The organism is Nonomuraea sp. IBHARD001 (assembly GCF_056106265.1).
In genome coordinates this window covers 522,359-545,157 of record NZ_JBWBBW010000002.1, presented here as the reverse complement: position 1 = coordinate 545,157, position 22,799 = coordinate 522,359, and the positions used below count along the sequence as shown (strand labels likewise).

The following is a 22,799-nucleotide window of genomic DNA, read 5'->3' as shown; positions in this document are numbered from 1 at the left end:
GTACGACGGTTACCCGGCGACTCTGTAACGACCGCTCATCGGCAGTCGTACGACCTCACACAGATCGGCCAGATCGACATGGGCGGCCACCTCCTCGACCGACAGGCAGTCGGCCAGCGGCGAGCCGTGCCTGGTGAGCCGCAGCACCTGCCTCCCGGCCCGGGTGGCCGGCACGATCTCAAGCCCTTCGGGGCCGACCCAGCGCCTGTCCATAGCGGCCCAGAGTAGCCCTCAAGCCCCACCGGTTTCGCGCGACACAACGGACAAGTCGCTTCCAAGCCGGATACCAGCCGTTCGGGTCACCGTACTAGCACCGAGCGAGTCGGTAGTGGAGGAGAGCGACCAATGGCACCCAATCTCTTAGGTTTTCGCATCACCCATCGGGCCATGCGCGGCGACAGCAGGCGGCTGGCGACGCTGTTCGACCAGGTCGCGACCGGCAGGCAGGAGCTCGGACCGGACAGGGCGACGGCCGTGACGGCCTTCGCCACCGGGCTGTGCGCGGGGATCCACCACCATCACACGGTCGAGGACAGGGAGCTGTGGCCGGTGATCGTACGTGCGGCCGGGTCGCGTGTGGACCTGTCCGGCCTGACCAGGGACCACTCCGACCTGGACCCGCTGCTCGACGAGATCCGGATGGAGCTGTCGCAGCTGGGGTTCAGCGGGACGGCCGTCCGGCTGACCAAGCACTTCACGCTGCTGGCCGATCTGCTGGACGAGCACATCGAGGAGGAGGAGCGGCTGCTCTTCCCGATCATCGAGACGCGGGTGCCCGAGGCCGCGTGGAAGCGGGTGGAGGAGGCCGCGCGCAAGGGCGGTGACGTGCGCTTCGACCTGCCGAGGCTGGCCCAGTACGCCAGGCCGAAGGAGCTGGAGGAGCTGCGCAGGCTCGCCGGGCCGTTGCTCGGCGTCGTGCTCGCTCTCACCCGCAAGGGTCACCGCCGTCGCCAGCGCCTCGTCTTCGGCCCGCTGTCGCCGATCTGAACCGCCCTGCGGCCGGGTCACCGCTTCCTGAGGTCCAGCTTGACGGTGCCGACGGTGAAGGCGATGCCGACGGCGGCGCGGGCGTTGCGCGGCTTGGTGGTGAAGGTCAGGCGTACCTTGCCGCCAGGGTTGATCTTCGGCACGACGCATCGCACGGCCGTGCCGCTGAACCTGCATCCGGGCCCCGCCTTGACGACCCGCTGCCCGCCGTACGCCTTGCCCGTGATGTTCACATCGGTCAGCGGCTTGGCGCCGGTATTGGCCAGGGTGATCGAGTACAGCGTGCGGCTGTGCGCCTTTCCGCCGACCGTCACCTCGGCCGGTGGGTCGGCCAGCTCCTGGAGCTGGGAGAGGTTGCCGTTGAACACGTCCTGGCCGCCGGGGAAGGCGCCCTTGTCGGCCGTCTGCCAGAACGTCCACCTGCGCCAGCTCGCGGGGAGTTCGCCCGGCTCGGAGCCCCATCGGGCCAGCCAGAGCGGGTTGCGGCCGAACTTCGGCGAATTGCCGGTGCAGGCACGCCACCAGTCGGTCGTCGTGTAGATGATCGCCTCACGACCGGTGCGCTTGCGGTAGGTCGTGGTGAAGTCGCCGATCCAGGCGACCATGTCCTTGGCACTCAGGCCGTAGCAGCCGTTCTTGCCGTTGCGGCTCTGGTACGGATTGTGCTCGACGTCCAGCACGCCGGGCAGGGTCACGCCGTCGGCGCTCCAGCCGCCGCCGTTCTGCACGAAGTAGTCGGCCTGGGCCGCGCCGCCCGACTCGTGCGGCTGGGCGAAGTGGTAGGCGCCCCTGACCAGCCCGGCCGCCGCCGCGCCGCCGTACTGGGCGTCGAACTGGGCGTTGCGGAAGTCGCCGCCCTCGGTCGCCAGGACGAAGGCGAAGCGCACGCCGCCCTGGACCGCGGATTGCCAGTCGACCGTGCCGCTCCAGTTGCTGACGTCGATCCCGAGCGGCAGCGCCTCGGCGTGCGCGCCGCCCGGCATCCCGGCCCAGAGTCCCGCGGCCACCGCCACGGCGCCTGCCCATGTGCGCTTCATTGACGGCCTTCCCCCGAACGACAATTGGCCAAGATCCTCCTTCAGTACGCCAGGAGTCGCAAGGTGTTCGCGGACATAGCTCTGGCCGCGCGAGACGTCTACAGGGACGACCCCATGCGACAGGCCCCCTGGAGGTGACGTGGACGCCGAGGATGACAGGCGTTTTCACGAGTTCGTCACGACGCGTTCCCCGGCTCTGCTGCGTCTCGGCTTCCTCCTGACAGGAGGCGACCAGCACGCGGCCGAAGACCTCCTCCAGAACGCCCTGGCCAAGGCGGCAGGCCGATGGAAACGCATCGAGGCGCCCGAGGCGTACGTCCGTCAGGTCATGTACCGCGGCCAGATCTCCTGGTGGCGCCTGGCCAGACACCGGCACGAGAGCGTGCGCGCCGACCCGCCGGACCGTGCCGTCGCCGCCGATCCCATCGACGGGGCCGACCTTCGCCTGCTGCTGCGCCAGGCGCTGGCCAGGCTCACCGCGCGGCAGCGCACGGTGCTCGTCCTGCGCTACTTCGAGGACCTGCCCGAGGCCGAGGTCGCCCGTGCGCTCGGCGTCTCGGTCGGCACGGTACGCAGCACCACGCATCGCTCACTCGCCCGGCTGCGCGCGCTCTCGCCCGATCTGACCTTCGAGGAGGCCGCACCGTGACCGTGCCCGAATCCCTGCTGCGCGAGACCCTCAGCGAGTGGTCCGAGCAGGCGTCGGCGCCCGCCGATCTCGCCGCGCGTGCCCTGCGCCGTCGTCGCCGCCTGCTGGTTCGCCGTCTGACCGGCACCGCCGTGCTCGCCGTCGCGACCGCGCTCGCCCTCCTCCTGTGGCCTTCGGCCGCACCGGCCCCCCGCCTCGACGAGCCGATCACCGTACGTCTGGAGAAGGCGCCCGAAGCGCCCGACGACGTGCACGCCGATGTGCGGACCCTGCCGCCCGAGCGGTTCGTCGCGGCGGGCGGCCTGGCCGTGTCGGCGTACTGGGTGCCCGCGCCGTCCGGCGAGGTGCTCGGGCGCACCTGGTCGGTGTACGACCCGGCGTCGGGCGGCTATCGCAGGACCGGTTACAGCTGGATCGACGTGGCGCCCGGCCTGAGGTACGCCGCCGTGCTCGAAGGCGACCTGCCTTCGGCCCGGCTGTCGATCGTCGATCTCGCGACGCGTCTGCCGATCGCCGAGTTCACCCTGCCCAGGCCCGCTGCGGCCCTCGCCTGGTCGCCCGACGGCACCAGGGTCCTGGCCACCACCTACGCCGCGACCCCCGACCGGATCAGGCCGATCGGCGTCGCCTACCGTGTCGAGGAGAGCACGCGGACCGGGTTCGTCATCGTCGACGTGCAGAAGGGGACGAGCGCCTTCCGTCCCTTGGCGCCGCTGTCGCACCGCAGCACGCCGACCAACGGCAACCCGCGCCAGGACGTCGGTTGGAGCCTCGACGGCGCCCTGCTGTGGGCGCCCACCGACTCCAGCCCCGACCGCGTGTTCCACGACCTGACCGGCAGGCAGGTCCCCGCGCCCGCGCACGAGCGCTACATCGACTACTCCGGCCACTCGGCCGTCTCGCCCGACGGCAGGCTCGTGCTGTCGGGAGCCGTGGTCGCGTCCACGAAGGACGGTTCGATCTTCGGCGATCCGGACGTGCTGAACCCTCTGGCCTGGGCGGGAGCGGACAGGTTGCTGGCCGTGGGCTGCGCCGACCCCTGTGTCGACGAGCACCGCAACAGCCTGGTGGTGGCCGAGGCCGACGGCAGCGGGAGCACCAGGCTGACGGCCGTGGACCCGGCCGACGACACCTGGACCTACGTCCTCACACCACGATGACCACCTTCGCCCTGGCGTGCTCCTCGCCGAAGTGCCGCATGGCCTCGGGCGCCTCGCCCAGCGCGTAGGTCCGCTCGACCGCCGGGGTGACCTGGCCAGCCTCGATGAGCGCGCCGAGGTCGGCCAGGCGGGCGGCGCTGCGCTTGGCGGCGAACGGCCGCAGGCTCTGCCCGCCGAACGGCGAGAGCACGGCCCCCGCCGCCAACCGGCCCATCGGCCCGAACCAGCGACCGCCGTTGCCCGACGACAGCACCAGCGTGCCCTTCGGGGTGAGCGCCCGGCGCATGGCGGCGAGCGAATGGTTGGCCACCAGGTCGAGCACGAGGTCGTAGCGCCGTCCGCCCGTGGTGAAGTCCTCGCGCGAGTAGTCGATGACGTGGTCTGCGCCCAGCGAGGCGACCAGTTCGGCGTTACGCGTGCCGCACACTCCCGTGACCTCGGCGCCGAGCGCCTTGGCGATCTGCACGGCGAAGGTGCCGACGCCGCCGCTGGCCCCGTTGACCAGCACGTGCTGTCCCTCGCGCAGGCGACCGCACTCGCGCAGCGCCTGCAGTGCGGTGTTGCCCGCCAGCGGCACGGCCGCCGCCTGCTCGAACGACAGGCCGGTCGGCTTGGCCGCCACGAGATCGGCCGATGCCGTGACGTACTCGGCGAATGCCCCCACGGCCTCGGTGAACACCTCGTCGCCCGGCTTGAACCCGCGCACCTTCGCCCCCACGGCCTCCACCCGCCCCGCGACGTCGCGGCCGATGACCCGCCCCTTGGGCCTGCCCATGAGCCTGACGACGTACGGCTCGCCGCGCAGCATCAGCCAGTCGGCGGCGTTGAGGGCTGCGGCGTGCACGCGGATCAGCACGTCGCCGTCGCCCGGTGCGGGCTTGGGGATGTCGGTGAACTCAAGGGCGTCGGCCGTGCCGTAACCGTTCTGGACGATGGCCTTCATCGTGCTGTCCTTTCTCGGGGGTGGTCGTGGTGCTCACTCGACCGTGCGGAGGATCTGCTCGATCGCGGCCGTCCTGGTGCGCAGTTCGGCCGCGTCGGCGGCCAGGCGCTGCTGTGCGTCGAGTGTGTTCTCGGCGAGCTGCTCGTATCTGCGGACGAGCTGGCGCAGCGCGTCCTCCTGACCGGCCAGCGTCTTGATCCGGCGCGACTCGCTGAGCGTCGCCATCACCGCGATGACCAGGACGATGGCCAGGGCCAGCAGGCCCAGGACGAGTACGGTGCCCGGCCAGGTGGAGGTCTCCAGAGTGCTGAGGTTCATCAGGACTGCTCCTTGCGTGCGGACCCCTTGTCCGGGTCCGGCGTGGTCAGGGTGGTGACCGCCTCGACCAGCGTCGCCGCGGTCAGGCGCAGGTCGAACGTGGTGACCTCGTAGTACTTCATGGCCTTGCCGTCCTCCGAGAGCTCCAGGCTGCCGACGACCAGGCCTGCGGCTTCCAGGCGTTGCAGGTGCATGTGCAGGAGCGGTCGGCTGATGCCGATCTCGCGGGCCAGGTGGCTCACGTAGTCACGCCCTCCGGCCAGCTGGGCGACGATGCGCAGTCGCAGCGGGTTGGCCAGTGCGGCCAGCACCTCGACCAGGTCGTCGCCCGTCGGCCAGCCATCCGTCATGACTCTCCTTCATGTGTAAGAATCTTCTTACATATGAAACGCTAGCATGTCCCCTGCCGCGAGACCACCCCCCTTCCCGCCACCCCGCATGTACCGAAATTTCAGGAATTGCGACCAGGAATGCCGTCGCATTCACCACACAAAAGGCCCAGCACGCCTTACTCCTGCGGGCATACTGGAAATGCAGGACCGCCTCCGAGAAAGGGTGTTTCGGTCCGGTCTCCACCATCGACCAGCGTCGTGTGCAGCATCGACGCGCAGGACTCGACGGAAGCGAGCCCCCTCGTGCGCAAGCTCACACCCCGTCTGATATTGGCCGGCTCCATAGTCGCCGCAGCCGCGGCCGCATATTGGCTGCTGGCCCTCGGCTCGGCCGGATCCACGATCGCGCCGGTCATCAGCATCGTCATTTCGATGATCGGCATCGGGCTCGCGACGTACTTCAGCCTGGTCCACGCCGCTCCCCTGGGCCCCGCCCCCGAGCGGCCGAACCCCGTCAGGCTCAGGCCGGGCCCGGTCGTCGCCGTCGCGGCCGTCGGCGTCGCTGTACTCGCCGTGGTCTATCTCGTCTACCCGCGCCATCCCGACCAGGACCTGCGGCCGAGCATCGTCACGCGGTGGAGCGACGTCCGGAGCGGCGACTCCAGGAACATCCGCGTCCCCGGCTCACCGCCCGGCCGCGACCGCCTGGCCCTGCGCTTCTCGCTGGTCAACCACGCGCCCGTGGGCGACTGCGTGGTCCCCGCACGGCTGGAGGTACGGCCCTCCTTCGACCAGCGCCCCGGCACCGCCGCGCCCGCCGTGCGCACCGTACGCGCCGACGAGGCCGCCGACCTGGACCTGAGCGGCGCGGCGGGCGAGGTCGTCGTGCACTTCACGCTGTACGTGGACGACCCCGCATGCGAGCTGGACATCCGCGTGACCGAGGCGCGGCTGCACAACTGACAGGCCGAGGCGAAGGAGCGACACGTGCGCAGACCCACCACGACCCCGACGGCGGCGCTGATCCCGCTCGCCCTCGCCGCCTGCCTCCTGGCCGGCATCGGATGTACGGCCCAGCCGCCCGCGGCCCCGGCCGGGCCGACTCCCGCCAAGGTGTTCCGGAAGGGCGCCGTGGTGACCGTCGGCGTGGTGGCCGACCAGCCCGGCCTGAGCCTGCTCGACCCCAGCCGGGCCGTACACAGCGGGTTCGACATCTCCATCGTCGAATGGCTCTCGGTCGAACTCGGCATCACGCCCACCTTCGTCGACATCACGGTCGCCCAGCGCGAGTCGGCACTCGGCGCCGGGAACGCCGTGCAACGCGTCGACATGGTGGTGGCCATCTACTCGGTGACCGACGCGCGCCGCAAACTGGTCACGTTCGCCGGGCCGTACCTGGAGACCAAGCAGGGCGTGCTGGTCCGCAAGGGCGAGGACGCCATCAAGACCCTCGCCGACCTCAAGGGCAAGGCCGTGTGCACGGCGAAGGGCACGACCTCGGCCAAACAGCTGCGCCGTACCGGCATCGCGATGACCGTCACCGAGGAGGCCGGGTTCAGCGCCTGTATCGACAGCCTGGTCAAAGGCAGGTCGGTGGACGCCGTCTCGACCGACCAACTCGTCCTGGCCGGGTACGAGAACGCCCAGCCGGGGGCGCTGCATGTCATTCCCGACCTGACGTTCGGCTCCCAGGAGATCTACGGCATCGGCCTGCGCCACGGTGATCTCACCAACTGCAAGATCCTCACCGAGGCGCTCAGGCGCTTCATGCTGCTCGGCCGCTGGGCCGAGACCTTCACCCAGCGCTTCCCCACCCTCTCGGCCGACCGTCACCGGCCCAACCCGTACGCCCTGGAGAACTGCGAGGCGACGAGCTGATCTCCCGCCGGCACACGAAAGGCCGACGCTCCACAGGTCGGAGCGGTCGGCCATGCGCCCTGGATGTGCCCTCCAGGCGGGATCGGTCGGCTGAAGCTCAGGTCCCGATCTCAGCGGTAGTTCGTGAACTGCTTTCAGCCCGGGATGGAGCACGGAGTAGAGCTGCCCTCGCCGCGAGGCGCTGGGCCAGGGGGTGCGTATTGTCGTCGCCGCCCCGGGCTCGGCTCTCGGCCGCTACCCGGAGGGCAGCACCGGCCGGACCCGCGACGGCCTGACCCGGCTCACGCCCATGCCCGCCCGGGCCGCCGTGATGGCGGCGTCTTGAGCTAGCGCGTCACGGGCCGACCCACAACGCATATCCCCATACGCCCGCCGCGTTGTGGGTGTTGCGGCACTCGTAACCTGTGGAGCCGTCGATGAATTCCTGCCCGTATCTGTTGCACTCCGCCCAGTTGGCGGCATTCTGCGGAAAATAGGTCCTTATCTGCATCCAGGCCGACGCACTGGCCGGAGCGACGATCGCGCCGCCCAGGGCGACCGCAAGGGCGGTCACTCCGATTCCTCGTCTGACCAACGACATTTTTCCTCCCCAAAGTTCGGTGATACAGCAAAACTAACAAGTCGACTCGGCACCGAAAAGCCGTATTCCTGACAGAATTCATCAGAAAAATGCCGGGTGAGAGAGAGGAAAAACGGGCTGGCCTGTGGGCCAGGTTCCGATGCCGCACCACAGTGACCTGCAGCAACAGCGGCCCATTCTGCCTGAACTGCACTTTCACTTGGCACTCATGGACTCAGAGCTCTACTCGATCGACCTGGACCTACAAGAGGGCGACGCAAGCCAGCAGCTTCTGTGTTACTCGACGAAAGCCGTGCCTGGGGAAGCCCAAGACGCCGACCTCATCCCGTACGCGCGAGTTGCCACGAGCGGCCATACAGGCGCTTCCGCCATCACCTAACGAAGTCCGGCGTGTCGCGGATTTGATCGACGAAACCGGCCTAAGACCGATACAGGGCACCGCACGACTCGCGTTCAGCACGAACGAGCCCAACCCGATTCACCGGGCAACCTGGACGCCCCCTAAAGGCCGACGGCCAAACCCCCGTTGGCATTCCCGCCAGGGTGGGGATGCACCGCTTAAGGCACTATTTCGTAGCCTGCCGATCCACAACGGCGCCTCAGCGAAGACAGTGCGACTCGCTCCGGGTCACTCCACGCCCACCGTGCCTCTCAGGACGTACGTAGGAGAGCGGCCTGAAACAACGGACGGCGGCGGCCCGTATCGGTCATCTGTTCCCGCGGCTGCCGTCCCTGACCGTCTGCAACCAGCAGCTGCGGGGCCTGGGCCCGCAGATGTCGGCGGCGGCGTTGTGGCCGGCCCGCCAGATCCCGACCTGGCACGAACCGCTCCAGCTGATGGACGGCACGCCGGTGCACTGCGGCGCCTCCGGGGTGACAGTCAACCGCTCAGCTCTGGCGAGATCGCCGGATACGGCATGGACAAGTCCCACCACGCCTTCTACTGGGGAGCCAAGCTGATACTGATCACCACCGCCGACGGCGCGATGACCGGCTACAGCCTGGCCCACCCCGAAGAACTCGACGAACGCAAACAGGCCCTGCAGCTGCTGCACGTCCACCAGATCGCGCCCGGGCCCTGCCCCATCGCCTGCGACAAGGGCTTCGCCGGCACAGGCATCGAGAAAGCCGCCGCCGGCCTGGGGCGCCCACTGATCCGTCCGGCCCGCGCCGACGAACCCACCGGCAGGACGTTCCCCGGCCGACTGCGCCGGCGCATCGAAGCGATCATCTGGACCCTGAAGAACCAGCTCGGCCACGAGCGCCACAACGCCCGCCATTCAGACGGCTTCTGGGCTCGTACCAGCCAGCGCATCCTCGCTCTCAACGCCGTCATCCGGCACAACTGGAACACCGGCGCACCCGTGAAACGCTCTCTGACCGCCTACGACCACTGACCCGAATTCCGTATCAACGATCTAGCGGTAGTTCGTGAACTGCAGGGCGACGTCGAGGTCCTTGCCCTTGAGCAGGGTGATGATGTCCTGCAGCTCGTCCTTCTTCTTCGAGCTGACGCGGAGCTCCTCGCCCTGGATCTGCGCCTTGACGCCCTTGGGGCCCTCGTCGCGAATGATCTTGGAGATCTTCTTCGCCTGCTCCTGGTCGATGCCCTCCTTGAGGGCGACGTTCAGGTAGTACTCCCTGCCGGAGAGCTTGGGCTCGTCGGCGTCTAGCACCTTGAGGGAGAGGCCGCGCTTGATGATCTTCTCCTTGAAGACCTCCAGCACCGCGCCGGCCCGCTCCTCCGAGTTCGCCTTGATCTGGATGCTCTTGCCGGACCAGGCGATCGAGGCGCCGGTGTTCTTGAAGTCGAACCGGTGCCCGACCTCCTTCACCGTCTGGTTCAGCGCGTTGTCGACCTCCTGGTGATCGATCTTGCTGACGATGTCGAAACTGGAATCCGCCACTACAAACCTCTCTCAACTGCGAGAACGCCGACCGGATCAGCCTAATCAGCATCTTCCTAGGATGGTCGGCTCTGACCAAATCATCGCGCCTGCCCGCCCACCTCCGGACCCGCCACCGCCCGGGGACAAACCGGTGTCACGTGCACCCTCGAAGTCCGCTATTCTTCTACCTGTCGCCGCGAGAGCGGATCGATGCGGCAGGTTGCCCGAGTGGTCAAAGGGAGCGGTCTGTAAAACCGTCGGCTCAGCCTACGCAGGTTCAAGTCCTGCACCTGCCACACAGCCTCAAGAGGCCCGTCACCAGCGCAGACGCCGGGACGGGCCTCTTGCGTTCGGGCGCTACAGCCCGTGCTTGCTCCAGAGGAACAGCCCAGCGCTGTCGGCCCGGAAGGCCTTCCACTCCGCCGACGTCAGACTGGACTTCACCTCGGTGAGAACGGGTGTGACACCGGCCTTGGTGAGAGAGGCGGCCGTCATCACGTAGACCTTGGTGAAGCATTCCGCCTTCGTGTTGCGATTGTTCCTCATCGTGAGAATCGCCGCGGCCATTTTGGTGTAGTACGGCTCGAATCTGCGATGAAGAACCGTGAGCGCCTTGGGCAGCGGCGTCCCGGAAGCGACCTTCGCCAAGACCAGCAGCTGGCTCGAAGTGAGGTCCTTCGATGCGACGAGACTGTCGAAGGATTCCCTGGACGTTTTCTTGGCGTAGATGTCTTCCGCCATTCTGTCCAGGATCTTGGACAGCTGCTGGTCGGTGAAGAATGTCGTCAGCAGGGACTTAATCTTGTTGACGGCCGTCTGCTTGGGCGTGATGACGGTTTGCGAGCCCTGAAGCAGGCCGGGCACCGCCGACTGAGCCGACGAAGCCGCGGCCGCCGCCGGGGCGCTCGCGAGGCAGGCCGACAGCGTGAGGGCTGCCGCCAGGAGGGAGGTTCGAGACACCGGTGTCACGTTACCGCACCTGTCCACAGCAGCTCCCTCACCGGCGTACGGCCGGGCCCCGAAGAACCCGGCCGCGGCGAACGGCAATGCTCAGCCCTGAATCAAACGGCGACACGCAGCCCTAAATCAAACTCAAGGCAGCAGCGCGAAGGACTGCCCGATGATTCCCATGCGAGACCAGCCGGAATTCAAGGACCCCTCCTTGACCGTCGTCTCCCCATTGAAGTAATCAATGAGCCCGAAACGCCGATCCGAAACGTCATACAACCCGGTGGGCGCGTACAACCCCATGTCCACCCAGCCGGAGTTCAATGCCCCCTGCTTGACCACCACACGACCATCCGTCCGCTGAAGAGCGACGCGATTGGGCGACATACGGAAGGTGCCGTTCCCGATGATGCCCATACGCGTCCAGGCGGAATTCAGCGCGCCTTGCTTGACGGTCACCTCGCCGTTGAAGAAGTCGAGCAGGCCGACGCGGTTGTCGGTCACCTCGAACTGGTCGCCCGCGACGTACAGCCCCATGTCGGACCACCCGGCATTGAGCGCGCCCTCCTTCACCCAGAGCCTGCCGTCGCCCATGACCAGGGCCACGCGATTGGGCGAGAGCTTGAAGCTGCGGCCGATCTTGCCCATGTTCGTCCATCCGGCGTTGAGCGGGCCTTCCTTGATCGCGACCTCGCCGTTGATGGAGTTCAGGACGCCGACGCGATTTCCGGCCAGGTCGAACGTGACGCCGTGCAGGCCCATGTCGTGCCAGGCGGCGCCGAGCGCGCCCTCCTTGACGAACACGCGGCCGTCACTGGCCCTGCGGACGCCGATGCGATTGCCGGACAGCCGGTACTCCGCCACACCCTCGTACTGGCGGGACCACCCGGCGCCGAATCCCCCCTCCTTGACCCACAACACACCGTCCTGCAGTACGGCAAGCCGCTCGGTCGGCGCGGGCCCGGGCGCGTCGCCGACGGTGGTGCCCCCGTTGCTACCCCAGCTTTCGGCGGCCTCCTGCGTCTGCGGCCAGGCGGACTGCAGGGCGTTCACCGGGTCGGAGCCGGATCCGCTCCGGCACGTGATGGAGGTGATGACGACGACGATCTGTGCGGGGAGGCGCTGCCAGAGGCTGTCGATGCTGCGCCGGTCGTAGGAGAAGTGGTGGTTCATCGCCATACCGGGCAGGTTGCGCCAGGCCCCCTTGCCGGTCCAGTAGCCCATGGTCATACACCCGGCCTGCATCCGCACGGCGTCGGTGTCGTAGTAGGCCGCGTACTGCGACGACCAGTTGTTCGTGGTGAGCGGCGCGTCGGAGTTGGGGGCGTACAGATTGTTGTGCTGGCGTGGCCTGCCCTGGTCGTCCGGACAGCCGAACGTGTCACCGTTGTAGGTCCACGTCCACATGTCCCAGCACCAGTGGTTGCTGATGAGGATCGGCATGTCGGCCTCGTTGATCACCTCGCCGCCGCAGCCGGGTGTCGAGCAGGTACCGGCGACGGCCGACGACGGTGTGACCGCCACCAGGCCGAGGCCGCTCAGAACGACGGCGAGCAGCGCCGCCATCAACCGCATTCGCATTCGCATGAAACGCACGCGTCCCTTCCAGGATTCGAGAGTTCGAGAGTCCGGGGATCCGGCGAGGAGAGCGGAACGGGATTCGGCCGCGATCCGCAGGCCGAGCGTAGGGAGCGCGTGTTCACCGCCCAACGATTCGGCCGATGCCTAATCGAGGTGGTTTCGGCCGACGATTAGGGCCGGAAACGGTCCTGACCCTGTCAACCGATCTTGGTCGCCTCTCGTCTCTCCTGTGCCTCATCCGTCGCGACAGGAGTCACCTTGCGCACGCGCTTGCTTCTCATGGCCGTTCTGGCCGGCGGTACGACCCTGCTTCCCCGACCGGCGCATGCCGTACAGGGCACCGACATCGTCGAATACCGGTGTACGAGCGCGACGACCGAGCCTCAGATCATCAAGGTCAAGGTCGAGCTGACGATGCCGACCGATGCCGTGGCGAACGTCCAGACGGCGATCGGGTGGCACGGCATCTACGTCAGCGACGAGACGGCACTACGCGTGCCGGACTCCGGGCTGCCTCCCGGGACCAGGCTGTACGCCTACATCTCGTCGAGCGGCCTGGACAAGGTCACCTCCGGCACGGGCGTGGGCACGCTCGCCACCCTCGACGCGGGCGCGATCATCGAACTGCCCGACGCGGCTCTACAGGTGAAGACGACGTCGCAGAACACCGGCATCGCCACCATACGACCGGCCGCGATCAACTTCGGCGCCGGCCCGACCGAGCCGATCATCAAGTGCGCGGTCCAGAACGCCGACGCCCTGACGACCTACCCGCTCTCCTTCGCCGCTTCGGCGGCTGCCCCCAAGCCCTCCAAGACACCTGCCGAACCGGAGCCAACCGAGCCAACCGATCAAACCGAGCAAGAGGACCCCGTGCAGGTGGAGAAGACGCCGGAGGGCGGCGCCGACACCGGCGGCGGCGGGACGGCGGGCCCCGACGGGCGAGTGTTCGTCTCGGCCGGGATCCTGCTCATCGTCACCGCCGGAACCGGCCTGCTGCTACGCCGCCGCCCCCGCCTGGCGGGCCTGACCACACCGCACCGCCCGACATCCTGACGCCCGAGCACCCGAGCCCCCCGGCTCACGTCGGTCTGAGCACCCTGGTCGCCCCGGTGATCAGCGCGGTCGCCAGGATCCACCCGGACACGATCAGCGTGTACGCCAGCCACTGCGTCCACCCGGCCGGATCGAACAGTTCCCGCTGCCCGAACGCCGGAATCGGCAGCAACAGGTCGAAGGTATAGGCGAACGCATCGAACCCAGGACTCTCGGCGGGCTTCAACGCACGCGGCGGCTCAAGCCCGAACACCACCGTCCCCGTCACCAGCAACAACAGGAACCACAACGCCGCCAACCACGACCGATACCCGTACCCGACCGTGACATCCAGCATCCGCCCCCACATCCGCGCCCCCGGCCCGAGCGTGCGCCGCGAAGCCCGCAACCTGGCCAATTGGGTACGGCGGGCCAGCGTCGGATTGCCGTCCCGGACATACCAGGCGGCGAGCTGCTCGTACGGCTGCGGTCTGAAGCCTTCGGGGTCGCGGCCGACCCACTCGATACGCCGTTTGACCCCGCCGCCGCGCAACGTGTCGTACGTCAGGCCGTTCAGCCGCAGGCGCTCGGGCCAGGTGCGCGGGTCGTCGTGCAGCACGCCGATGCGGGAGTGGGCGAAGCTGACGACGCCGTCGATCGGCTGGTCGGGGCACACCCAGAGCGAGCGCACCTCCATGTGGCTGGCGTGCAGCGCGTAGGTGGTGTCCGGGCTGCGCAGGACGCCGCTGATCGACAGCGTGCCGTCGACCCGCGCGCCGCGCAGCCGTACGCAGCCTTCGGCGCTGAAGCCGTCCTTGAGGTCCATGACGTCTTCGACGACCATGCCGTCGCAGGTCAGCGCCTCGCCGCCCGGGTTGGACAGGGTGGCCCCGTTGAGGAAGAGGCCGCCGTTGAGTCTCGCGCCGGCCAGCCGTACCCCTCCGCTGAACACCGCGTTCTTCATGAACGTGCCCGCTTCGACGACCATCGAGCCGCTGTAGAAGGCCCAGTCGCCTTCCGTCGCCTCGACGCGGCTGCCGCCGAGGTACAGGCCGCTGTCGAACTGCGCCCTGGCCAGCCGTACCGTGCCTTCGATATGCGAACCCGACAGGCTGAGGTGGCCGGTGGTCCGCATGCCGCCGCCGCTGAAGTCGCGCATACGGCAGTCGGTGAACCGGACGGTCTTGGTGGTGGCGTCAACGAAATCGACGGGTTCGTCCAGGTGACAGCCGCTCATCGCCAGCTCGCACTCGACCGTTCCGCCGCGCAGGACCAGCGGCCCGGTGATCCTGGCGCCCCGCAGCCGTACGGACGGCACCTGGCCCACCGCCGACTCCCTGGCCCCCAGCAACAGCGCCGCGACCACCTCGGCCCTGACCGTCCGCTCGGGACCCCAGCTCGCACCGTCGTCGGGTACGGCGGTGCGACCGCTTCCCGCGACCGGGCTCAGGTCGACGACCGTCCCCGAGCCGAAGGCCCGCCACAGTCGTCGTTCCGGGGCGGTGAGCCGCATGCGGGATGATCTCGGAGGCATGGTCACCATTCGTACCCGTGGCCAACTTGTGACGCAACCATTCGCCTGGTGGACGCATCTATCCAGGAGACGAAAGGATGTCCCCATGCTTCAGACACGCGCGTTCGCCGTGCTCGCGATCGCGGCCGCGGCCTCCACTTTCATGATCAGCCCTTCGCAGGCGGCCACGGCGTCTGGAGAGGTGCGATACGCCTGGGTCGACAGCTGCCCGAAGAAGGACTATTCGGTGCCGTGCGGGCCGTGGACACTGATGCTGCGCGACGGTTCCAAGGTCAAGCTGACCGACGCCGCCGTCCATCCCAAGGGGGCGAACGGCAAGGTCGACAAGGAGTCGAGCACGCCGATCTCGGTCAGCGGCAACGGGCGGCTGATCAGCTACTTCCGCAAGAGCGACAGCAAGCTGGTCGTACGCGACCTGACCACCGGCTCGGTCAAGCCGCTGCCCGGCGCCGCGGCGAAGACGCCCAAGGGTCTCGGCATGGCCGAGCTGGACACGGCGTTCTCCGACGACGGCCGCAAGCTGGCCATCGACTACTACGACGAGAACGCCAAACTGGCCACCCTCGTCGTCGACCTGGCCTCCAAGAAGACCGTGCGGCTGCCGGGCAACGAGTACCTCCAGGCCTTCAGCCCCGACGGCGCCTACACGCTGACCAGCAGGATCACCTCCGACAACACCACCGAGTTCGTCGTGTACAACGAGCTGGGCGAGGAGGCGCACAGCCGCGTGGTCCCGCAGATCGTCGCGAACAACGCCCCGATCGCCCTGTCCGACGACGGCTCCACCCTCGGCCTGGTCATCACCGGCCCGAAGGCGACGAGCAAGGCCAGGCTGCGGACCTATGACCTGAGCAGCGATGAGGTATCCGAGGCGGTCACACTGTCCTACCCCACCGCCTCGGAGTACCCGAACCGGCTGGTCTACAGCTCCTCCGGCGCCGTGACGCTGTGGACGACCAGGACGAAGCCCGAGGGCGACGTCATCGGCGCGACCAAGCGCTCGGTCGACACCGAGACCGGCAAGACCATTCAGCGCGATACGTTCCGCATCAAGTCCGGCATCTGGACGTGGTGGCTCCCCGGCGACTAACCGAACTATCGTCGCTTTATGGGGAAAATTCATGAAAGGCTCAACGACAGGCTGCGGGAGTTCATCTCCGCGCAGCCTGTCTATTTCGTCGCCACCGCCCCCGGCAACGGCGGGCACGTCAACGTCTCCCCCAAGGGCTACGCCGACACGTTCACCATCCTGGACGACCTCACCGTCGCCTACCTCGACCTGGACGGCAGCGGCGTCGAAACCATCGCCCACCTGCGCGACAACACCCGCATCACCATCATGTTCTGCGCCTTCCAAGGCCCACCGAACATCGTCCGCCTGTACGGCACCGGCCGCGTGGTCACCCCCGAAGAGCCGGACTTCCCCGAACTCCTCACACACTTCGGACCCCATCCCGGAGTACGTTCGATCATCGTCGTCCGCTGCGACCGCATCGCCGACTCCTGCGGCTTCTCAGTCCCGTTCATGGCATACGAGGAAGACCGCCCACTCCTGGACGAATGGGCCCAACGCAAGGACACCCAGCAACGCCGCGCCTACCGAGCCAAGAACAACCGGGAAAGCATCGACGGACTCCCGGGCTTGCGCGCAGACGAGACGGATCCGGTGGGGGTGCATTCGTAGGGGGCCTTGGCGGTTTGTCGGGGGGGTACTGGTGGGGGCGCTGATGGCGGGCGCGAGTCGTGGGCGCGGGCGCGGGTCGCGGGCGCGGGTCGCGGGCGCGGGTCGCGGGCGCGGGTCGCGGTACCAGTAGGCGCTCACCAACGAGCCCCGCAACGCCAGCCCCCCACCCCACCCACTCAGCCACGACTGCCGTGGGTTCTGGGGTTGAGCCCGCACCCGCGCCTCACAGCCCCACCCACCCCCTACTGCCCCCTCCGAGCCAGCCTCCTCCCTGCAGCCCCTCCCCACCGCCCTCCCTGCCAGCCTCTCCCCACCGCCATCGCAGATGCTCCCTCCCTGCCAGCCCCTCCCAGTCGTCGCCTCCCTGCCAGCCCACCCCCTGGCCACCCCGCCGCCTCGAATCCGTCCCCCTACGCCTACCGGTTTTACCCGGCATGTCGGGACGATCTGACTAGGCTGTCCACCATGATCGCGCCCCTCGCGCTCGCCTGCGTGCTCCTCCTCGCCGCTTCCGGCCCCCCACCGAGCGAACACCCCGATGCGACGCGCCCAACAAGGGACGCGACTCCCACAATCAGCACTCCCACAGCAGCAGAAGCCCCCCTACCAATCCCACCCAACCCCACAAACCCAAGCCCAAGCCCAGCAACATGCCCAAAAGTTGCCACCTACACGCATCTCACGCATCTCACGCATCTCACGCATCTCACGCATCTCACGCATCTCACGCATCTCACGCATCTCACGCATCTCACGCCCCCACCCACCACGCGTAAGACACGCAAGACGCGTAAAACACGTAAGACGCCCAGCGCACCCCGAATAGCCACAATCAAGCGCACCCTCCACCCCCAGGCGCCTCACCCCCAGGTCGCTCACTCCGAGCTCGCTCACCCCCACGCCCCTCACTCCCGAACCCCCCGAGCAGCCACCGCCCACGCCCGCCCCGCCAGAACACCCCCCGCCCGCCACGCACGCCTCCCCTCCCAAGACACCCGCCCGACCGGAACACCCCCAGCCCGCTACGCAGCCCTATCCTCAAGAGACGGCCGCCCCTTCGGCCCCTGGCGCGTATGGCTCAAAGACGGCAGCACCCTAGACCTGCCGGACGCCCAGGTGCCAGCCAAAAGCGCCTCCCGCAAACCGGCCCCTGTCGCCCTCGACCCCACCGGCCGACAAATCGCCTATTTCACGAAATCGGCCAAGCGCCTGGCCATCCACACCCTCCGCACCGGCCGAGTACGCCTCATCCCAGGCCCGTACGGCCAACGCCCCCCGAACGAGGACGTGTCCCAACTCGACCTGGTCCTCTCCCCCAAGGGCCGCTATCTCGCCATAGTCCCGTCATCAGGCGACTCCATCCTCGTCGAAACCAGGAACGGCAAGGCCTGGTCCCTCCCCGAATACGCCAGGGTCAACGGCTTCAGCCCCGACGCGCGCCTCGCCCGAGTCGTACTCGACGAAGAGGAAACCGCCGCCTACCGCCCCGGCGGCGAGGTCCCCTCCGGCGGCGCGACAGTCGTAGGCCGTACCGCCCTCAACAACCGTGGCACCCGCATAGCCGGCGCCACCCGCGAAGGCCAGCACATCGTCATCCGCTTCTACGCGACCTCCACCGCCATGCCGGCCCGCCGCCCCCTGAGCCTGGCCATCCCCCGCCCCGAATCCCCCCACCTCCTCGCCTGGCTCCCCAAAGCCCGCCTGACCCTCCTGACGCAGACCAACCCCACCACCTACACCCGCCACACCCTCAACCCCCAAGCCCAAACCTCCCACCCCACCGACCACTTCACCATCGCCCCCACCACCACAAACATCCACCTCCCAGGCGAATAACCCCACCCCCGAGCCCCCCAGCCCCAAACCCGCCCCTCGTACCTCGAACCCCCGCCCTACCGCCGATACCCCGCCATCCGCTCAAGCCGAGCCACCCGCTCAGCAGTAGGCGGATGCGTATCGAACAACCGCCCCACCCCAATCCCCCGAAACGGATTGGCGATCATCAAATGTGAAGCCGACGCCAGCCGACTGTTCTCCGGAAGAGGAAACTGCCGAGCCCCCATCTCGATCTTCCGCAACGCCGACGCCAACGCCAACGGATCCCCGGTCAACCGAGCCCCGGACTCGTCAGCCTGAAACTCCCGAGACCTGGACACCGCCATCTGAATAACCCCAGCGGCGACCGGCCCCAGCACCATCATCAACAGAGCCCCGAGAAACCCGGGCCCCTCATCATCATCAGACCCACCGAAGAACACGGCCACGTAGCTCAAGTACGTGATCATCGTCGCCAACGCACCCGTCACCGACGACAGCAGAATGTCCCGGTTGTAGACGTGCGACAGCTCATGCCCGACAACCCCACGCAACTCCCGCTCGTCCAGTATCTGCAAGAGCCCATGCGTCACACACACAGCAGCCCGACGAGGATTACGCCCCGTCGCGAACGCATTGGGCTGCATCGTCGGCGACACGTACAACCGAGGCATCGGCTGCCGAGCCTGCGTAGAAAGCTCCCGAACTATCCGGTAGAGCTTCGCCTGCTCCACCTCTCCCACCGGCCGAGCCCGCATGGCCGACAGAGCGATCCGATCGGAAAAGTAGTACGCCACCCCATTGCCCACCACGGCGACCAGCAGCGCCACCTGCACCCCGGCGCTCCCGCCGAGCCACCCCCCGATCACCAACACGAACGCCGACACCCCAGCCAGGAGGACCGCCGTACGCAGGCCATTGCGATGCACAGTTCCTCCTTACAGGGAGTGGGCTCACCCCTACCAACGAGCACCACCCCGCCCAACGTTCCCCAACTCCCACCCCCACCAGCCCAATCACCCACCACGCACCAGCAGCCCCACCCCCCGCTCCCCACCACGACAACCAAAAGGCACCCCCAGCGAGAGACCAACAGCCCTCTACCTCAATAGCCCCAGCGCCGCCCCATCCAGCACCACCTGCGGCACAACAGAGAACAGCACCGTCAGCACCAACGCCACCCCAATGGCCCCCCAAACAGCCCACCCCGCACCAACACGCCGCCCTTCGACCCCAGCCCCACCCGGCATGAACAGCCGAGCCGTCCACCCCACGTAGTAGTACAGCCCGATCACCGTGTTCACCGCCATCACCAGGGCCAGCCACCCCACCCCACCTTCGACGATCTCCCTGAACACCACGACCTTGGCGAACAGCCCCGCTAGCCCAGGCGGCAACCCGGCCAGACAGATCAGAAAGAACCCCAGCGCCACAGCAGCCACCGGACTACGGAACGCCAGCCCGCGATAGTCGTCGACCTCGTTGCGCCCCTCGCGCCGGGACACCAGCATGACCACCGCGAACGCCCCAAGATTCATCGCCGCATAAAACACCAGGTAAGCCACCGAGGCCCCCACGCCATCCCAGCCGCCACCCGCCGCACCCAACACCCCGAGCGGCGCCAGAATGTACCCCGACTGCGCCACCGACGACCAGGCCAGCAGCCGCACAGCCGATCGCTGCCGCATGGCGAGCAGATTCCCCACCGTCATGGTGAGCGCCGACACCACGGCGACGACCGGCGCCCAGGTACCCACCTGAGGCCCCAGCGCCAGCACCAACACGAGCATCAACCCGGCGAACCCTGCGGCCTTGGACACCACCGACAACAGCGCGGCCACCGGAACAGGCGCCCCCTGGTACACATCGGCAGCCCAAGCATGGAACGGCACCGCCGCCACCTTGAACGCGAACCCGGCCACCACCAGCACCACCGCGACCGTCGCCACGACCGGAAGATCACCTCCCGCGCCCGGCCCCACGACCAACGGCACCGCCCCACCCAACGCAGCGCCGATCCGATCGAGATAGACCGACCCGGTCAGCCCATAGATCAGCGACACCCCGAACAACATCACAGCCGTGGACACCACCGACACCAGGAACAGCTTGATCGCCGCCTCCGACGACCGCCCGTCGTAGCGCCGCATCCCCGTCAAGGCGAACACCGGCAGCGACACCAGCTCCAGCGCCACCACCAACATGATCAAATCCCGCGAAGCAGGCAGCAGTACGGCCCCCACCAGCGTGCACAACAGCAGGAAGTACCACTCGCCAACCGGAATCCCACCACGGGACAGCTCGGCCACCGACAGCAGTACCACCACGAGCCCGGCCACCAACGCCAACCCCGCAAAGATCACCGCAAACCCATCCACGACCAACGAGCACGACCCCGTGCCCCCCAGGTCGCCCGGCACGCAGAACGTTCGCAACGCCTCCCCGCCCCGCACCGCCTGCGCCACCACGAACCCGAGCGCCACCACCACCCCCGCCCCGGCCACGCCTCCCAGCGACCCACGCGAGCCCCGCCCCGTACCAGCCTCAACCCCCTCATCCACGACAGCGACCACATCCCCGGCCGGAACCCACCGCCGCCCCCGCCCGGCCGCCACGACCCACTCCCCACGACCACGCGAGCTCCGCCCCGCCCCTCCGCTCCCGGGCCAGAAGGCGTCGAGCAGCAACACCAAAGCAGCCGCCAGCGCGAGCACCAGTCCAGGCGCAACGGCGAAGTAGTCGATGCTCTGAATCACGACCCCACCCTCCAACCCGTCCCGCGACTCATCGACCGACCCCCAGCACAACCTCGACCACCGGCGTACTCAACGACAGCAACGCCTTGGGCCAGACCCCGAACACCACGATCAACACCACCAACGGCACCCAGGCGACCACCTCATGCCGGGCGACATCGCCCCCCTTGAGCTCCTCCCCACTCACAGCCCGCCCCTCGACCAGCTCCTCCAGCTCCCGATCCCCGGCCTCCCCACCACGCCCGACCGCACCTCCGACCAGCACCGCCGGAACCCCGTGCGTCACCCGCGACAACATCACCAGGAAGTACGCCGCCGTCAGCACGGCCCCCACCCCACCCAGCGCCATGAACACCAGGAACAACCCCCGAGGCAGCCCCTCGGCCGGCTGGAACGCCCCCAGCAAAGCCAGCATCTCCCCCCAGAACCCCGCCAGCCCCGGCAGCCCGAGCGACGCGATACAGGCGAACGTCAAAATCGCCCCGATGTACGGCAGGCGCGCGAGCAGACCGCCGCCGAGCGCGGGCATGTCGGCCGTGCCGTACCTTTCCTTGATCGCCCCGGCGACGAAGAACAGCAGGGCGGTGATCAGCCCGTGCGCGATGTTGCCGAAGAGCGCCGCATTGATCCCCACCGTCGTCAGCGTCGCGAAGCCGAGCAGCACGAACCCCATGTGCCCGACCGACGAGTACGCGATCATGCGCTTGAGGTCACGCTGGGCCAAACACGCCAGAGCGCCGTAAATGATGCCCACCACCGCGAACGCCCCGAGCCACGGCGCCACCGCCTGAGCGCCTTCGGGCAGGACAGGAATGGCGATACGCGCGAAGCCGTACGTGCCCATCTTGAGCAGGATCCCGGCCAGCAGCACCGAGCCGACCGTGGGCGCCTCGGTATGGGCGTCGGGCAACCAGGTGTGAAAGGGCCACATCGGCGTCTTGACCGCCAGGCCGAGCCCCACCGCCACGAACGCCAGGATCTGCACCGAACGCGACATCCCGGAGCCGTGCGCCTGACTCAGAGCGACGATGTCGAGCGTCCCGGTCTGCGCCCAGATGAGCAGCAACCCGAGCAGAAGAACGACCGACCCCAGCAACGTGTACAGAATGAACTTGATCGCCGCAGCCCGCCGATTCCGCCCACCCCACACCGCGATCACGAAGTACATCGGAATGAGCACGACCTCGAAGAACACGAAGAACAGCAGCAGATCGAGCGCGAGAAACGTCCCGATCATGCCCACTTCGAGGACCAGCAACGTGAACACGAACGCCCTCGGCCGCCCACCCGCCAGCAACTGCCCAGCCCCTCGCGCATCCCCCCACGCGAGGTACACGAAGCACAGGAACGTCAGCAATGCCGTCAACACCACGAGCGGCAGCGAAATCCCATCGACGCCAAGCTGAAAACGCACCCCGAGCGCCGCGATCCACTCGAAGTCCACCCCGAACTGCACCCTCCCGGCCGAGCCGTACTCGAACCGCACAGCCAGCAGTACGGCAAGCACCAGCGTGGCCCCGGACACCGCCAGCCCGAACCGGGGAAGCGCAGCGCGAGGAGCACGCCAGAGCAGGAGTACGGCGGCGCCGAGCAACGGAACCGCGAGCAGGGCGATCGGCAGCCAGCTCATCGGCCCACCACCTCCAAGGTCGGCCGGACGGCCTCCAGCGAGA

Annotated in this window: 23 protein-coding genes, 1 tRNA gene and 1 pseudogene; 12 read left to right on the top strand and 13 right to left on the bottom strand. The window is 68.2% G+C overall.

Annotated elements, in window-relative coordinates; all coding sequences use genetic code 11:
- Positions 1-9: 9 nt before the first annotated feature.
- On the bottom strand, positions 10-213 hold the full coding sequence (locus ACTWNK_RS04700) for a transposase (RefSeq protein WP_474302270.1): 204 nt from the start codon (positions 211-213) through the stop codon (positions 10-12).
- 132 nt (positions 214-345) lie between these two features.
- Between ACTWNK_RS04700 and ACTWNK_RS04695 the strand changes: the two genes are divergently transcribed.
- A complete protein-coding gene (locus tag ACTWNK_RS04695; RefSeq protein WP_474302269.1) occupies positions 346-987 on the top strand; it encodes a hemerythrin domain-containing protein in 642 nt (213 codons plus the stop codon).
- A gap of 17 nt (positions 988-1,004) precedes the next feature.
- On the opposite strand, the gene ACTWNK_RS04690 is transcribed toward ACTWNK_RS04695, so the two are convergent.
- The gene (locus tag ACTWNK_RS04690; RefSeq protein WP_474302268.1) at positions 1,005-2,024 is read right to left on the bottom strand and encodes a GH25 family lysozyme; all 1,020 of its coding nucleotides are present in this window, start codon (positions 2,022-2,024) and stop codon (positions 1,005-1,007) included.
- A gap of 139 nt (positions 2,025-2,163) precedes the next feature.
- Between ACTWNK_RS04690 and ACTWNK_RS04685 the strand changes: the two genes are divergently transcribed.
- Positions 2,164-2,673, top strand: coding sequence for a SigE family RNA polymerase sigma factor (locus ACTWNK_RS04685; RefSeq protein ID WP_474302267.1), 510 nt, complete (start codon positions 2,164-2,166; stop codon positions 2,671-2,673).
- Positions 2,670-3,833, top strand: coding sequence for a WD40 repeat domain-containing protein (locus ACTWNK_RS04680; protein ID WP_474302266.1), 1,164 nt, complete (start codon positions 2,670-2,672; stop codon positions 3,831-3,833). Before ACTWNK_RS04685 ends, ACTWNK_RS04680 begins: the two co-directional genes overlap by 4 nt.
- Here the strand turns inward: ACTWNK_RS04680 and ACTWNK_RS04675 are convergent.
- The 3 genes from ACTWNK_RS04675 to ACTWNK_RS04665 are packed head-to-tail and all read right to left on the bottom strand — an operon-like array spanning position 3,820 to position 5,444.
- On the bottom strand, positions 3,820-4,776 hold the full coding sequence (locus ACTWNK_RS04675) for an NAD(P)-dependent alcohol dehydrogenase (protein WP_474302265.1): 957 nt from the start codon (positions 4,774-4,776) through the stop codon (positions 3,820-3,822). The two genes, ACTWNK_RS04680 and ACTWNK_RS04675, sit on opposite strands and share 14 nt — an antisense overlap.
- A 33-nt stretch (positions 4,777-4,809) precedes the next feature.
- Positions 4,810-5,094 (bottom strand): hypothetical protein, encoded by a 285-nt coding sequence (locus tag ACTWNK_RS04670; protein ID WP_474302264.1) that lies wholly within the window; start codon positions 5,092-5,094, stop codon positions 4,810-4,812.
- Entirely contained in the window at positions 5,094-5,444 is a 351-nt protein-coding gene (locus tag ACTWNK_RS04665) for an ArsR/SmtB family transcription factor (RefSeq protein ID WP_474302263.1), read from the bottom strand. Before ACTWNK_RS04665 ends, ACTWNK_RS04670 begins: the two co-directional genes overlap by 1 nt.
- Positions 5,445-5,729: 285 nt before the next feature.
- On the opposite strand from ACTWNK_RS04665, the gene ACTWNK_RS04660 reads away from it, so the two are divergent.
- The 3 genes from ACTWNK_RS04660 (at position 5,730) to ACTWNK_RS04650 (ending at position 7,629) form a co-directional block, all read left to right on the top strand.
- Positions 5,730-6,389, top strand: coding sequence for a hypothetical protein (locus tag ACTWNK_RS04660; protein WP_474302262.1), 660 nt, complete (start codon positions 5,730-5,732; stop codon positions 6,387-6,389).
- A 24-nt stretch (positions 6,390-6,413) separates the two neighbouring features.
- Complete coding sequence (locus ACTWNK_RS04655; protein WP_474302261.1) at positions 6,414-7,304, top strand: transporter substrate-binding domain-containing protein; 891 nt, start codon at positions 6,414-6,416, stop codon at positions 7,302-7,304.
- A 181-nt stretch (positions 7,305-7,485) separates the two neighbouring features.
- Positions 7,486-7,629, top strand: a complete 144-nt coding sequence (locus ACTWNK_RS04650; protein ID WP_474310832.1) for a DUF3703 domain-containing protein — start codon at positions 7,486-7,488, stop codon at positions 7,627-7,629.
- 9 nt (positions 7,630-7,638) lie between these two features.
- Here ACTWNK_RS04650 and ACTWNK_RS04645 read toward each other — a convergent pair whose 3' ends face one another.
- Complete coding sequence (locus ACTWNK_RS04645; RefSeq protein WP_474302260.1) at positions 7,639-7,857, bottom strand: hypothetical protein; 219 nt, start codon at positions 7,855-7,857, stop codon at positions 7,639-7,641.
- A 711-nt stretch (positions 7,858-8,568) separates the two neighbouring features.
- Between ACTWNK_RS04645 and ACTWNK_RS04640 the strand changes: the two are divergent.
- Positions 8,569-9,281: pseudogene (locus ACTWNK_RS04640) on the top strand (transposase); the annotation flags it as partial.
- Between the two features lie 21 nt (positions 9,282-9,302).
- Here the strand turns inward: ACTWNK_RS04640 and ACTWNK_RS04635 are convergent.
- Positions 9,303-9,791: a YajQ family cyclic di-GMP-binding protein gene (locus ACTWNK_RS04635; protein ID WP_474302259.1), complete on the bottom strand. Its 489-nt coding sequence runs from the start codon at positions 9,789-9,791 to the stop codon at positions 9,303-9,305.
- A 196-nt stretch (positions 9,792-9,987) separates the two neighbouring features.
- Between ACTWNK_RS04635 and ACTWNK_RS04630 the strand changes: the two genes are divergently transcribed.
- Positions 9,988-10,069, top strand: a tRNA-Tyr gene (locus tag ACTWNK_RS04630).
- A 61-nt stretch (positions 10,070-10,130) separates the two neighbouring features.
- Here the strand turns inward: ACTWNK_RS04630 and ACTWNK_RS04625 are convergent.
- Both ACTWNK_RS04625 and ACTWNK_RS04620 read right to left on the bottom strand, forming a co-directional pair.
- Entirely contained in the window at positions 10,131-10,733 is a 603-nt protein-coding gene (locus tag ACTWNK_RS04625) for a hypothetical protein (protein ID WP_474302258.1), read from the bottom strand.
- Between the two features lie 132 nt (positions 10,734-10,865).
- Complete coding sequence (locus ACTWNK_RS04620; RefSeq protein ID WP_474302257.1) at positions 10,866-12,308, bottom strand: hypothetical protein; 1,443 nt, start codon at positions 12,306-12,308, stop codon at positions 10,866-10,868.
- A gap of 252 nt (positions 12,309-12,560) precedes the next feature.
- On the opposite strand from ACTWNK_RS04620, the gene ACTWNK_RS04615 reads away from it, so the two are divergent.
- Complete coding sequence (locus ACTWNK_RS04615) at positions 12,561-13,358, top strand: hypothetical protein (protein ID WP_474302256.1); 798 nt, start codon at positions 12,561-12,563, stop codon at positions 13,356-13,358.
- A 25-nt stretch (positions 13,359-13,383) separates the two neighbouring features.
- Here the strand turns inward: ACTWNK_RS04615 and ACTWNK_RS04610 are convergent, their stop codons facing one another.
- A complete protein-coding gene (locus ACTWNK_RS04610; protein ID WP_474302255.1) occupies positions 13,384-14,850 on the bottom strand; it encodes a hypothetical protein in 1,467 nt (488 codons plus the stop codon).
- Positions 14,851-14,956: 106 nt separating this feature from the next.
- On the opposite strand from ACTWNK_RS04610, the gene ACTWNK_RS04605 reads away from it, so the two are divergent.
- The 3 genes from ACTWNK_RS04605 to ACTWNK_RS04595 all read left to right on the top strand — a co-directional run bounded on the left by ACTWNK_RS04605 (position 14,957) and on the right by ACTWNK_RS04595 (position 18,391).
- Entirely contained in the window at positions 14,957-15,961 is a 1,005-nt protein-coding gene (locus ACTWNK_RS04605; protein WP_474302254.1) for a hypothetical protein, read from the top strand.
- 18 nt (positions 15,962-15,979) lie between these two features.
- The gene (locus ACTWNK_RS04600) at positions 15,980-16,555 is read left to right on the top strand and encodes a pyridoxamine 5'-phosphate oxidase family protein (protein ID WP_474302253.1); all 576 of its coding nucleotides are present in this window, start codon (positions 15,980-15,982) and stop codon (positions 16,553-16,555) included.
- A gap of 1,287 nt (positions 16,556-17,842) precedes the next feature.
- The gene (locus ACTWNK_RS04595; RefSeq protein ID WP_474302252.1) at positions 17,843-18,391 is read left to right on the top strand and encodes a hypothetical protein; all 549 of its coding nucleotides are present in this window, start codon (positions 17,843-17,845) and stop codon (positions 18,389-18,391) included.
- A gap of 56 nt (positions 18,392-18,447) precedes the next feature.
- Here ACTWNK_RS04595 and htpX read toward each other — a convergent pair whose 3' ends face one another.
- The 3 genes from htpX to ACTWNK_RS04580 all read right to left on the bottom strand — a co-directional run bounded on the left by htpX (position 18,448) and on the right by ACTWNK_RS04580 (position 22,756).
- The gene (gene htpX / locus ACTWNK_RS04590; RefSeq protein WP_474302251.1) at positions 18,448-19,299 is read right to left on the bottom strand and encodes a zinc metalloprotease HtpX; all 852 of its coding nucleotides are present in this window, start codon (positions 19,297-19,299) and stop codon (positions 18,448-18,450) included.
- 171 nt (positions 19,300-19,470) lie between these two features.
- Positions 19,471-21,126 (bottom strand): NADH-quinone oxidoreductase subunit N, encoded by a 1,656-nt coding sequence (locus ACTWNK_RS04585; protein WP_474302250.1) that lies wholly within the window; start codon positions 21,124-21,126, stop codon positions 19,471-19,473.
- Between the two features lie 28 nt (positions 21,127-21,154).
- A complete protein-coding gene (locus ACTWNK_RS04580) occupies positions 21,155-22,756 on the bottom strand; it encodes a complex I subunit 4 family protein (RefSeq protein ID WP_474302249.1) in 1,602 nt (533 codons plus the stop codon).
- Positions 22,757-22,799 lie beyond the last annotated feature (43 nt).